The organism is Ruegeria sp. D4 (assembly GCF_056534475.1).
Map to the genome: position 1 here is coordinate 291,591 of NZ_JBQFPJ010000002.1, position 13,010 is coordinate 304,600.

The following is a 13,010-nucleotide window of genomic DNA, read 5'->3' on the forward strand; positions in this document are numbered from 1 at the left end:
AAACCATAGTCGCCGCAGGGGAGCCTGGCATGTCCTATCAGCCGCCCGTACAGGATTTGATGTTTTGCATCGAACACTTGTCCCACTGGGAAAAGGTGTCCCGGGTGGAAGTGTATTCGGAATACGACCTGACGGATATTGGTGCCGCTCTCGAGGGATATGCCCGGTTCTGCAGCGAACAGATCGCGCCATTGTCACATATCGGGGACACGCTGGGCGCGCAGTTCGACAGTGGCCGCGTGACGATGCCCGAAGGTGATGCGCAAGCTTACGCGCAGTTCGTCGAAATGGGGTGGCAGGCGCTGACCCATCCGGTGGAATATGGCGGGATGGGATTGCCGCGTGCCGTCGGCGCGGCTGCCGTTGAAATGCTGAATGCCGCTGATATGAGCTTTGGTCTTTGCCCGCTGCTGACCGACGGTGCGATTGAGGCGTTGCTGCTGACCGGTTCGGACGAACAGAAAGCCACGTATCTGGAGCCGCTGATCGCAGGGCGCTGGTCCGGCACGATGAACCTGACCGAACCGCAGGCAGGCAGTGATCTGGGCCGCGTGGCGACCAGGGCGGCGCAGCGTGGGGATGGCAGCTACGGCGTCTCTGGCACCAAGATCTTCATCACATATGGCGCGCACGATCTGACTGAGAACATCATTCATCTGGTGCTGGCCCGCACACCTGACGCGCCTGCCGGGCCGAAGGGGCTGAGCCTGTTCATCGTTCCGCAAAAACTGGTGGGGCCGGATGGCACGCCAGGCGTCGAGAACACGGTCAATTGCGTAAGCATCGAACACAAACTGGGCGTTCGGGCCAGCCCGACGGCGGTTCTGGAATACAAAGACGCCACCGGTTTCCTGATCGGCGAGGAAAACCGCGGACTGGAATATATGTTCATCATGATGAACGCCGCTCGGTTTTCTGTTGGGGTTCAGGGCATCGCGACCTCTGAACGGGCTTACCAACGCGCTCTGGCTTATGCGCGCGACCGGGTGCAGAGCCGTCCCGTGAATGGTCAGGCCAAAGACGCGGTCGCCATCATCGAACACCCGGACGTACGCCGTATGCTCATGCGGATGCGCGGCCTGACCGAAGGTGGCCGGGCTATGGCGGCCGCAACGGCAGGCCTGCTGGACATCGCGCATCTTCAGGACGATCCGGCAATCGCTGCGCTGGCCGAATTCATGGTCCCGCTGGTCAAAGGCTTCTGCTCGGAACGCGCGGTCGAGGTCGCCTCGCTTGGCGTGCAAATCCACGGCGGCATGGGCTTTATCGAAGAAACAGGAGCCGCGCAGCACTACCGCGACGCCCGCATTCTGCCGATTTACGAAGGCACCACAGCCATTCAGGCCAACGATCTTCTGGGCCGCAAGGTGATGCGCGACGGAGGAGAAACCGCCCGCCGGTTCGCCGCCCGAATAGCCGAGACTGAAGCGCAACTGGCAAAAGGAGATGCCAGCGCGCAGGCAATTGGCGCAAGTCTTGCTCAGGCGCGCGGCGCATTTGAGGCCGCGCTGGATTGGTTGCTGGAAAACAGCCGAAAGGACATCGACGCGGCCTTTGCAGGCTCTGTCCCGTTCCTTATGCTGGCCGGGACACTGGCGGCGGGGTGGAAACTGGCAAAAGGTGCCGTGGCTGCGCAAAGCGCGCTGGACGCCGGGCAGGATACACAATTCATGACCCAGAAAATCGCCACAGCCCTGTTCTTTGCTCAGCACATTCTGCCTGAATGTGCCACCGAACACGCCCGCATCCTGCATGGCTCGCGCAGTCTGCTTGACGCGGTTTTCCCCGAATAACGCTTGGATAGGATCTGACCCATGAATGACGTCGTGAACCCCGACACATATGAGAACCTTGCGATTTCCGAGCGTGAGAACGGTCTGTACGTCGTGACCCTGAACCGTCCCTCTAAGCGCAACGCACTGGATGTGGCCACGATCGAGGAACTGATCCGCTTTTTCAGCGGCGCGCGTATGGCCGGTGTCAGAGCTGTGGTTCTGGCCGGCGAAGGAAACCACTTCTGCGCGGGCCTTGATCTGGTCGAGCATTGGAAGGCCGACCGCAGCCCGGATGACTTCATGCATGTCTGTCTGCGCTGGCATGAAGCGTTCAACAAGATGGAATATGGTGGTGTGCCGATCATCGCCGCGCTGAAGGGCGCGGTAGTGGGCGGAGGACTGGAACTGGCCAGCGCGGCGCATATCCGTGTGATCGACCCCGGCACCTATTTTGCCTTGCCTGAAGGCCAGCGTGGGATTTTTACTGGGGGCGGGGCAACCATCAGGGTTTCGGATATGATCGGCAAATACCGCATGATCGACATGATCCTGACCGGCCGTGTCTATCAGGGGCAAGAGGCCGTCGATCTGGGGTTAGCGCAATACATAACCGAAGAAGGCGGCAGCATGGCCAAGGCGATGGAGCTGGCGGGACAAATTGCGCAGAACCTGCCTTTGACCAATTTTGCAATCTGCTCGGCAATCAGCCACCTGAACAACATGTCCGGCATGGACGCGGCGTATGCAGAAGCTGTGGTGGGCGGAGTGGTCAATACCCAGCCCGCCGCCCGCGAACGGCTGGAAGCCTTCGCCAACAAGACCGCCGCTCGCGTGCGGCCTAACAGCTGATAAAGGCGGTACCGGGATGCGTCACCATTTCGAAGCTCTTCAGAAGACACGGGCCAACCATGTGCCTCTGTCGCCGTTGTCTTTTCTGCACCGCGCCGAAAACCTGCATGGAGCCCGCACGGCGGTAATCTATGGCGACATCCGGCGAAGTTGGGCTGAGACCACCACCCGCGTTCGCGCGGTGGCCGGTGGGTTGGCGGCACTTGGTGTGCAGAAAGGTGATACGGTTTCGGTGCTCAGCCCGAACATCCCAGAGTTGTTCGAGTTGCACTTTGCCGTACCGCTGACAGGCGGAGTGCTCAACACTCTGAATACACGGTTGGAGCCGGAAACCATCGCCTACATCCTGGATCACGCGGACACGAAACTGGCGATCGTGGACCGGGAGCTTGTGCCGCTTCTGTCCCAAGCGTTTGATCTGCTTGGTCGGACCTTGCCGGTGGTCGAGATCGTCGATCCCGCTGCAGCAGGCCAAAGCCTTGGTGGCCAGACCTATGAGGCGCTGACCAACGCCGCCCCTTTGCCGATGGACCTGCCCGAAGATGAGTGGGATGCGATCGCGCTGAACTACACCTCAGGCACGTCCGGGCGCCCCAAGGGCGTCGTCTATCACCACCGCGGAGCTTATCTGATGGCGCTTGGCACCGGGACAGCGTGGCAGATGCCGCCCTATCCGGTCTATCTGTCGGTGGTGCCGATGTTCCACTGCAACGGTTGGGGGCACCCCTGGTTGATGGCCATGCTTGGGGCGACGGTTGTATTCACACGCGTTCCGGCAGCAGACCGTATTCTGGATGCGATCCGCACCCATGGTGTGACCCATTTTGGTGCGGCGCCCATTGTGTTGCAGATGCTGGCCGAAGCCGAAAGCGGTGCGGCCCCCTTTGATCCCGCGATCCGCGTATTGACGGCCGGAGCGCCGCCGCCACCGTCGGTGCTGGAAAAGACGCGATCCATGGGATTTGACGTCATGCAGGTCTATGGCCTGACCGAAACCTACGGACATATTTCACAGTGTCTCTGGCAGGATGAGTGGGACGATCTTAGCCCCGCAGAACAGGCCGATTTACAGGCGCAGCAGGGCATTGCCTTTCCTATGGTCGAAGACGTCTCGGTTATCGACCGCACCAGCGGCACGCCGGTCACGCGCGATGGGTCCACGCAGGGCGAGATTGCTATCCGGGGCAACACGGTCATGGCGGGGTATTACAAGGATGCCGAGGCCACCGCCAAAGCCTTCGAAGACGGATGGTTTTGGTCTGGTGATGGTGCGGTCGTAAACGAAAACGGCTATATACAGATCCGCGACCGCCTGAAGGACGTGATCATCTCGGGCGGAGAAAACATCTCATCCGTCGAGGTCGAAGCGGTGCTTTATCGTCATGACGCCGTGCAGGCTGCGGCCGTGGTAGCAATGCCGCACGAGAAATGGGGCGAAGTCCCCTGCGCGTTTGTCGAACTGCGTGAAGGCGCCAGGGCAACATCTGACGAGATCATTGCGTTCTGCCGAGATCACCTTGCCGGGTTCAAGGCCCCCAAGGCTGTTGTATTCGAAACCCTTCCCAAAACCTCCACCGGAAAGATCCAGAAGTTCCAGCTTCGGGATCGCATCAAATCAATGGACCTTTGATATGCGTCTGCTGTCCCAATCCCGCCGCCTGCGCCAGACGCCCTTTTCCGAAGGGGTCGAAGACAAGGGCGTCACCGCCTACACCGTCTATAACCGGATGCTGTTGCCCACGGTGTTTGAGAGCGTCGAGGCCGACTACCGGCACCTGAAATCTCATGTGCAAGTCTGGGATGTGTCCTGTGAGCGGCAGATCGAGCTGAACGGTCCGGATGCTGGCCGGCTGATGCGTCGGCTGACCCCCCGCAACCTGGAGAAGATGCAGGAAGACCAGTGCTATTACGTGCCGATCGTTGATGAGAACGGCGGCATGTTGAACGACCCGGTGGCGATCAAGCATAGCGATGATCGCTGGTGGATTTCCATTGCGGACAGCGACCTGCTTTTGTGGGTCAAGGGGCTGGCTGTGGGTGCGGGCATGGACGTGCAGGTGTTTGAGCCTGACGTCTCACCCCTGGCCGTTCAGGGGCCAAAGTCGGATGACCTTATGGCGCGGATCTTTGGAGACGAGGTGCGTGACATCCGCTTTTTCCGCTACAAGCGGCTGGCCTTTCAGGACACGTCCTTTGTGGTGGCGCGGTCAGGGTATTCCAAACAAGGCGGTTACGAGATCTATGTTGAAAATGGTGCCTATGGGATGCCTCTGTGGAACGCCTTGTTCGAGGCGGGCGAAGATCTGAATGTGCGCCCCGGCTGTCCGAACCTGATCGAACGGATCGAAGGCGGCCTGCTGAGCTATGGCAACGACATGACAATGGAGAACTCGCCATTGGAATGCGGATTGGGCAAATTCTGCAATCCGTCAGAGGGTAGCGACCATATCGGCAGGGACGCGCTATCGCGCGAGGCCACCGCAGGTCCGGCGCGGCAAATTCGCGCGATTTCCATCCCCGGTGATCCGGTGCCGCCGGCCCGGTCGGCCTGGCCGCTGTACAAAGACGGAAAGCGGGTTGGGCAGGTCACGTCCGCCGCCTGGTCGCCTGATTTCGAAACAAATGTCGCAATTGGCATGGTCGATGCCAGCCACTGGGACGCCGGGACGGTGCTTGAGGTTCGAACTCCAACCGGGGATCGGCGGGCCGAGGTGCAGAAGGCATTCTGGGGATAGTCACATTCCGCCCCGACTTAGGCAAGAACAGGCGGTTTCATCATTATTCTTGGGGGGAGCGCACTTTGATAGTGCGCCAAATTGCTCAAGTCGTTCCGGCGTCAGTTGATGCCGATCCCGATGTCAAAGGCAACCGGTTGTGCGCCCGCGTTCACAACTTCAATGATATGTTCGCCCGACTGCCATAGCTGACCCTGATACGGCGTCTCCGAAGGAATCAAGTCCAACAGAAAAGTGCCGTCGGGATTGAAGATCCTGTAGTCCAGAGCGCCATCATGTGATCCGACATCCACGTTCAAAAATTGCCCGTCGTTTGCCCCCAGGATGTAACGCACGGACGTGCCGGCCTGAAGTGTGGCGCTTAGGGTCGTGCCACTTGTGCCGGCATCAAACTTGACGACCTGATCCCCTGAAACTGTCGGCGCAGTGTCAGAGGCACCATTCAATGCGCCGCCTCCATCATTGGCAGTGTCAGTGTCTTCACCCACGCGTCGCAAGTCGGCGACTTCGGGTCCGGACCAAACGATGCACTCATACTCGACACCGTTGCCATCGCGAAGCCGGACCATGATGGCGGCTTCGCTGAATTCCTGGCCAAGGACCTCACCGCCCACATTGCCAAAGCGGGATATCAACTCATCGATGCAAGCGTTCGCCTCATCAGAGATGTCGGAAAACGCGGGCATTGGGAAAAATGCAAGCGCCCAAAAGAACTTCTTAAACATCACAATTCCCTTCTGTTTGGCGGACAGGTTGTCCCGACGCGTTCACGCGGCGAAGCGTGTCGCACCTGCGAGGCCGCAAAAGCGCTCGCTTCGTCTTTCCGGGGTTGGAAAGCCAAGAGCACGGTCTCATGCGGCTAGACCGAGCCTCGAAGTTGCGACAGTCACGCAAACGTTCAAAGCGCGCCTTCGTCGCTGAGCGATTCAATACCCGCCGTTGCACCATCGCTGTAAGCGATACAATTCCATGGTGCCTGATCCGGACCCACGCCAACTTTTACCAGGGTTCCGGCCTCGCTGAACTCGGACGAAAGCACAACAACTTGCGTGTTGTTGGTTGCGGCGGCCACGTCGCGCAAACAGGCTTGTTGCGCAGGAGTGACTTCGGTGGACCCGCTTGTGCCACTGGTCTCGTCACACGCAGAAAGCGCCAAAGTCGTTGCGCCCAGCAAAGTAAATATGCTGAATCTTGTCATTGAAAATTTCCTTCCGTAGCTCTGCAAAAAACCCAGGATGCGGGCTCAACAAGTGAAAAAAACTTATTCAAAACTGTCAATGCGTTGATCTTGGCTGAGCAAGGCGCGTGCGCAAAATATGCAGCTGCGCCCGCATAACAGACGGTCCGCGTACCAAAATCGTGCTCAGAATCAGCTCAAAGCAGACCCTGATTTCATCACGAGAACCAGGTTTCAGTTTCGCCTGAACTGATCAGGTTTGCGCACGAACAAACAATGACACGTCCCCGACAGCCTGTCTTTCAGCCATCGCTGTTGTCACGTTGATACCAGTCTGCCGAGGAAACTAGAACAGTCCGGACCCGGGATCGAGAGCTTTCGAGAAATCCCGCTCGTAGTCCGAAAATTGCGCCTGCCTTCAAGCTCGAGGCAAATTTAGATCGCCAGATACTCTTCACGAAGATTGGTGTCTTCAAGCACCTCTTTGGCGGTGCCGTCGAATACGATGGTTCCCGTATCCAGGATAATGGCCCGGTCCGCCAATTCCAAAGCACGAACTGCGTTCTGCTCGACAATGATCGTAGTCATTCCCTGCTGCTTGACGTGGATCAGCGTTTTTTCGATTTCGTCGACGATGACCGGGGCCAAACCTTCATAAGGTTCATCCAGAAGCAGGACCTTGATGTCTCTGGCCAAGGCTCTGGCGATTGACAACATTTGCTGTTCACCGCCCGACAAGGTTATTCCCTCTTGTTTCCGGCGCTCGCCCAGTCGTGGGAACAACTCGTAAAGCCGGTCCAGTGACCAGCCGATTGGCGGCGCAATCTGCGCAAGCTGCAGGTTTTCCTCGACAGTCAGGCCTGGGATGATTCTTCTGTCTTCAGGCACCAGACCAAGGCCAGCCGCCGCCGCTTGGTAACTTGTCATTTTGTGGAGCGGTTGATGGTCCAGCCAGATTTCGCCATGCCGCACTTCCGGCTCGCCCACTCTGGCAATGGAACGGAGTGTCGAAGTCTTTCCTGCACCGTTGCGCCCGAGAAGGGCAAGAATTTCGCCTTCGTGCACGTTGAAGCTGACGCCCTGCACGATATAGCTTTCTCCGTAGTAGGAGTGCATGTCCCACACCGAGAGAAATGCAGGCGCAGTGCTGGCCAAATTGGCGTTTTTTGAGAAGTCAGGTTTCTCGTTCATAGCTTTTCCTTACGCAGCTTCGCCGAGATAGGCTTCGCGGACCTTGGGGTTTCCGCGGATATTTTCCGGAGTGTCTTCAACAAGGGGCGTGCCCTGCGCCAGCACTGTGATGCGCTCGGCCAGGCTGAAAACCACGTGCATGTCGTGTTCGATGATGGCGATGGTGATGTCGCGCTCGTCCTTGATTTGCTTCAGCAGATCAATCGTGTTGTTGGTATCGGCCCGCGCCATGCCCGCCGTCGGTTCGTCCAGGAGCAACAGTCGGGGATTCTGGCTGAGGCACATGCCGATCTCCAACCGCCGTTTGTCGCCACGCGACAGTGCGGCAGCGTGCATCTCGCGCTTGTCGGCCATGTTCATCTCTTCCAGCATCGCCTCGGCCTGTTCGACTATGGCCTTTTCGTTGGCAATGGTCTCATAGGCGTGCATCCGGAACGCGCCGTCCCGCATTGCAAAGATCGGGATCAGCATGTTTTCCATCACCGTCAGTTCGCCGAAAATCTCCGGCGTCTGAAACACGCGGCTGATGCCCATCTGGTTGATCTGGAAGGGTTCAAGCCCCAGCACCGAGTTATTGTCGAACAGCACCGAACCAGTGTCCGGCATCAGTTTGCCCACCAGACAGTTCAGCAGGGTCGACTTGCCCGCCCCGTTGGGTCCGATGATTGCGTGAACCGTGTTCTCCTCGACATTGAGGTTCACATCCGTCAGCGCCTTGAGGCCACCGAAGCGTTTGCTGACATCTTTGACTCTTAGTATTGCCATGGTCCGCCCCTTACTCCGCCGGTTCCGTTTTGCCCGACGGCGCATCGTCGGTACCCGATTTCTTGCGCTTCAAGCGGTTCAGCAATCGTTGACCACCTTCAACAAGGCCACCCGGCAGGTAGATCACCACCAGCATGAACAGGATGCCCAACGTAAGGTGCCAGCCTTTGCCGATGAACGGATGGATCAGGAACACCACCGCGTCCTCCAGCCCGTCGGGAAGGAAGGCGAACCAGCTGTGCAGGACGTTGTCGTTGATCTTCGAGAAGATGTTCTCGAAATACTTGATGAATCCAGCGCCCAGAACCGGACCGATCAAGGTGCCGGTGCCGCCAAGAATGGTCATCAGAACAACCTCGCCCGAGGCGGTCCACTGCATCCGCTCGGCCCCTGCCAGCGGATCCATTGCCGCCATCAGACCACCGGCCAGGCCAGCGTACATGCCCGAGATGACAAAGGCCGCCAGGGTGTAAGGTTTGGAGTTCAGGCCGGTATAGTTCATCCGTTGCTGGTTCGATTTCACCGCGCGCAGCATCATTCCGAAAGGCGAGCGGAAAATACGGATCGAAAGATAAAACACAACCATCATGATTACTGCACACAGGTAATAGCCCGCGTTGAAGTCAAAGCTCCACGCGCCGACATCCATCGTGTAGGTCGCGCGCATCGGCAGGCCGAACAAGTGTGGCAGATCCGGCGCGTTGGCCCCCTGCAGAATTTGGGGATCGTCGGCATAGACCTGCAGACCGGTTTCCCCGTTTGTCAGGTTGAACTTGGGGTTCGACAGCACCGAATAGGCCAGCGCAAAACTCATCTGTGCGAAGGCCAGCGTCAGGATCGAGAAATAGATGCCGGACCGGCGCAAGCTGACAAAGCCGATCAGCAGCGAGAATAGCCCTGCCACCACTACGCTGAGCGCTATGGCCGGGATGATGTTGTAACTCAGCAGCTTGAACATCCACACGGCCGAATACGACCCCACGCCCAAAAAGGCCGCGTGACCGAAGGACAGGTATCCGGTCAGACCGAACAGGATGTTGAACCCGATGGCAAAGATGCCAAAGATAACAAAGCGCTGCATCAGGTCCGGATAGCCCGCGTTGAACTGCGCCATGGCGCTGCCTTCCGGGAACGGGTTCAGGATGAAGGGGGCCAGCAGGGTAAGAAGGCCGACGATGATCAGAAGGCTGGTGTCTTTCTTGTTCAGTCCCAACATCGATTATTCCTCCATCACGCCTTTGCGTCCCATCAACCCGCGCGGGCGTGTCAGCAGCACGATAATGGCAATAAGGTAGATGATGATTTGGTTGATTCCGGGGATTGTTGTGGTGGCCCAGGTCGTTGAGGCAAAGCTTTCAAGAACGCCCAGCAGGAAGCCAGCCAGCACCGCTCCGGGCAGCGAACCCATGCCGCCGACAACAACCACAACAAAGCTGAGGACCAGAAAGTCCATCCCCATGTGATAATTTGGCGGGTTGAGCGGCCCGTACATTACACCGGCCAAGCCAGCCACAGCGGCCGCGATGCCGAACATGATGGTAAAGCGGCGGTCGATATTGATACCCAGCAAGCCCACCGTCTCGCGGTCGGCCATTCCGGCGCGGACAACCATGCCAAAGGTCGTGAACTGCAGGAATGAGAAGACGGCACCGATGATGGCGACGGCAAATCCGAAGTAAACCAGGCGCCAGATCGGATAGATGATCGCGTTGGGATCGAAGCCGATCATTGTGCCAAGGTCGACAGAGCCGCTGAGTGCGTCGGGCGGCGGCGTCTGGATCGGGTTGGCGCCGAAGAAATACTTCACGATTTCCTGCAACACGATCGCCAAACCAAAGGTGACAAGGATCTGGTCCGCGTGGGGGCGCTTGTAGAAATGCTTGATCAGCCCGCGCTCCATCACATAGCCGACGAACAGCATGATCGGGATCGCGAACAGGATGGCCAGCGGAACAGACCAGTCGATGATCGTCGCGCCGAACTCGGGACCGAACCAGGCCTCGACATAGGGTGTTTCGACCTTCAGCGGGTTGCCCAGAAAGTCGGTTTGGGTTTCGTCGATGGTCACGAAGCTCAGGTTCATGAGCTTTTGCAAGGTTACGGCACAGAACGCCCCGATCATGAACAATGCCCCGTGGGCAAAGTTCACAACGCCCAGCGTTCCGAAAATAAGGGTCAGTCCCAAGGCAATCAGTGCATAGGCCGAGCCTTTGTCCAGACCGTTCAGGATTTGCAGTAGGATGGCGTCCATTGGCCCACCTCAGGCTTGGTCAGTGTGGAGTGTGGTGCGACAGGATCAGCCCTGCCGCGAATGTCTGGCCGCCGATGGGGCGGCCAGACTCAAACACAGGGGCTTACGCGCCCGGGTTGCATTCTCCGAGTGCGCCACCGGCGAACATCGGATGCTCCGGATCGTACTCGACCTGCGCACGCGGCGTGATCTCGACGATTTCCAGCGTGTCGTAAGCGTTGGTCGGGTTCTCGTTGCCGCGAACGACCAGCACGTCCTTGAAGCACTGGTGGTCTGCACCGCGATACCAGGTTGGACCGTTGCCCAGACCATCGAACTCGAAGTCTTCCAGAGCTTCAACAACACCGCACGGATTGAAAGTACCCGCACGCTCGCAGGCATCCGCATAGAGAAGAACCTGCGCATAGCAGGTCTGTGCCGAGTTGGACGGAGGTTTGCCGTACTTTTCGCCAAAGGACTTCACGAAGGCCTTGGTGCCTTCATCCTGCAGCTGCCAGTTCCAGTTCATCGAACCCAGCACGCCTTTGATGTTCTCGCCCGCACCGGCGGCCATCAGTTCCGAGTACAGCGGCACGACGATCTTGAAGTCCTTGCCGTTGGCCACCTTGTCCAGCAAGCCGAACTGGATCGCATTGGTGAGCGAGTTCACCATGTTGCCGCCGTAGTGGTTCAGGACCAGAACGTCTGCGCCCGAGTTCAGAACCGGCGTGATGTAGGACGAGAAGTCCGTTGACGCGAGTGGTGTCTTGACCGTGTTGACCGTTTCCCATCCCAAGGCTTCGGTCGATGCGACGATCGACTCTTCCTGGGTCCAGCCCCAGTTGTAGTCGGCCGTCAGGTGGTAGGCGCGGCGTTCCTTGCCCATTTCCGCTGCCAGCACGGGTGCAAGTGCTGCGCCCGACATGTATGCGTTGAAGAAATGGCGGAAACCGTTGGCTTTCTTGTCCTTGCCTGTCGTGTCGTTGGCGTGGGTCAGACCCGCCATGAAAATCACGCCTGCCTCCTGGCACAGACCCTGAACGGCAACGGCCACGCCCGAGGACGAACCACCGTTAATCATGATCGCGCCGTCTTTTTCGATCATCGACTTTGCCGATGCGCGTGCGGCGTCTGACTTGGTCTGCGTGTCGCCGGTGACGAACTCGACCTTCTTGCCCAGGATGCCGTTCCCTTTCAGTGCCTTGGACGTAAAGGTGTTCAGGCAGCCGCCATCACCCTCACCGTTCAGATGCTCGACCGCAAGCTGTTGCGCCAGCAGTTCGTCATTGCCTTCCTCGGCATAAGGCCCGGTTTGTGGGACATTGAAGCCCAAAGTGACGGATGACCCCGTCGGTTCGTTGGTAAAAGCAGCAGCCGACGAAGCCGTGAAGATCGTAGGCAGGGCCAGACCGGTACCTGCAACGGCACCAGACTTCAGCACGCCGCGGCGTGTGACAGATTTGTTGGTCATTAATTCCTCCCATTTCCCTTTCTTTCGCCGTCTGGCTCCTCTTCCAGCAGACGAAAGCGCACTTATGTGCATTTCAATAATGGAAAGCGAGTGGAAAATTTCACAATAAATAACTGGATTTGAAACAAAATTTTGTAAACAAATTTACGAATAATTGGCGATCTTGAAAAATTTCAGAAGCGCACTGTCACAGTAACTATGAACTTCAGATGTTTAGATGTGAATTCCCTCAGTGACAGCCGTCTGACGCGGACTCTTACAAATTCAGAGAGCCATTACTGAGGGAAAATGCCAATTGAACTGATGTCATCATGGCTGAATTCTGAGAGAGGTGCTGGCACACCCCCGCCGGATAATGACAAAAACTTAGGGTCAATCGAAGAAGATAGGTATCACACAGCATTCAAATTCGAGGCGGATTATATGGCTCGGATGCCGTTCAAATCGAAAGGAAAGCTGGGCACTACGAGTTCGGAGTTTGGGAAACAGGGCTTGATCAAGACCAAAGGCGTGAACTTTCGGAAGCTGGCTTTCACGACGCGGAGCGACCGGGTTTCAACTTCACCTCAGCCATCTGCGTGCAGGCCTGATTTTGAAAAAGTGGTGAGCCGTGCAGGATTCGAACCTGCGACCCACTGATTAAAAGTCAGTTGCTCTACCAACTGAGCTAACGGCCCACTCTTTTTTGGATCTCGTCGATCCGTGGCGCTCTTTAAGGCAAGTTCCCGGTTGGGTTCAAGACCTTTTTTGCACCTCGTTCCGCTTGAAAAATCAGTGTTTCAGGCGACCCGATAGGCGGCCTAATTAGGCAGGTGGC

General features: G+C 57.9%; 11 protein-coding genes and 1 tRNA gene. 4 read left to right on the forward strand and 8 right to left on the reverse strand.

The genetic code is table 11. The features are described 5' to 3' along the window. The first annotated feature begins 29 nt into the window (after window positions 1–29). Genes ACR0MI_RS05400 through ACR0MI_RS05415 form a run of 4 tightly spaced genes read left to right on the forward strand, consistent with a single transcriptional unit; the run spans window position 30 to window position 5,359 of the window. The gene (locus ACR0MI_RS05400; protein ID WP_170612594.1) at window positions 30–1,793 is read left to right on the forward strand and encodes an acyl-CoA dehydrogenase family protein; all 1,764 of its coding nucleotides are present in this window, start codon (window positions 30–32) and stop codon (window positions 1,791–1,793) included. 21 nt (window positions 1,794–1,814) lie between these two features. Then, the gene (dmdD, locus tag ACR0MI_RS05405) at window positions 1,815–2,624 is read left to right on the forward strand and encodes a methylthioacryloyl-CoA hydratase (protein WP_170612592.1); all 810 of its coding nucleotides are present in this window, start codon (window positions 1,815–1,817) and stop codon (window positions 2,622–2,624) included. Between the two features lie 16 nt (window positions 2,625–2,640). Then, window positions 2,641–4,254, forward strand: coding sequence for an AMP-binding protein (locus ACR0MI_RS05410; protein WP_170816869.1), 1,614 nt, complete (start codon window positions 2,641–2,643; stop codon window positions 4,252–4,254). Between the two features lies 1 nt (window position 4,255). Then, on the forward strand, window positions 4,256–5,359 hold the full coding sequence (locus ACR0MI_RS05415; RefSeq protein WP_170612588.1) for a dimethylsulfoniopropionate demethylase: 1,104 nt from the start codon (window positions 4,256–4,258) through the stop codon (window positions 5,357–5,359). Between the two features lie 101 nt (window positions 5,360–5,460). Here the strand turns inward: ACR0MI_RS05415 and ACR0MI_RS05420 are convergent, their stop codons facing one another. From ACR0MI_RS05420 to ACR0MI_RS05455, 8 genes are all read right to left on the reverse strand, one after another. Beyond that, complete coding sequence (locus tag ACR0MI_RS05420) at window positions 5,461–6,084, reverse strand: hypothetical protein (protein ID WP_170612586.1); 624 nt, start codon at window positions 6,082–6,084, stop codon at window positions 5,461–5,463. Window positions 6,085–6,257: 173 nt separating this feature from the next. Beyond that, window positions 6,258–6,557 carry a hypothetical protein gene (locus tag ACR0MI_RS05425; protein WP_170612584.1) on the reverse strand — a complete coding sequence of 100 codons (300 nt, stop codon included), beginning with the start codon at window positions 6,555–6,557 and terminating at the stop codon, window positions 6,258–6,260. Between the two features lie 414 nt (window positions 6,558–6,971). Further along, window positions 6,972–7,727: a branched-chain amino acid ABC transporter ATP-binding protein gene (locus tag ACR0MI_RS05430; protein ID WP_170612582.1), complete on the reverse strand. Its 756-nt coding sequence runs from the start codon at window positions 7,725–7,727 to the stop codon at window positions 6,972–6,974. 9 nt (window positions 7,728–7,736) lie between these two features. Then, a complete protein-coding gene (locus tag ACR0MI_RS05435) occupies window positions 7,737–8,492 on the reverse strand; it encodes an ABC transporter ATP-binding protein (RefSeq protein ID WP_170612580.1) in 756 nt (251 codons plus the stop codon). 10 nt (window positions 8,493–8,502) lie between these two features. Continuing rightward, on the reverse strand, window positions 8,503–9,708 hold the full coding sequence (locus ACR0MI_RS05440; RefSeq protein WP_170612578.1) for a branched-chain amino acid ABC transporter permease: 1,206 nt from the start codon (window positions 9,706–9,708) through the stop codon (window positions 8,503–8,505). A gap of 3 nt (window positions 9,709–9,711) precedes the next feature. Next, complete coding sequence (locus tag ACR0MI_RS05445) at window positions 9,712–10,743, reverse strand: branched-chain amino acid ABC transporter permease (protein ID WP_170612576.1); 1,032 nt, start codon at window positions 10,741–10,743, stop codon at window positions 9,712–9,714. A gap of 103 nt (window positions 10,744–10,846) precedes the next feature. Then, window positions 10,847–12,193, reverse strand: coding sequence for a substrate-binding protein (locus ACR0MI_RS05450; RefSeq protein ID WP_170612573.1), 1,347 nt, complete (start codon window positions 12,191–12,193; stop codon window positions 10,847–10,849). A gap of 601 nt (window positions 12,194–12,794) precedes the next feature. Further along, window positions 12,795–12,870: transfer RNA gene (locus tag ACR0MI_RS05455), tRNA-Lys, on the reverse strand. Window positions 12,871–13,010: the final 140 nt, after the last annotated feature.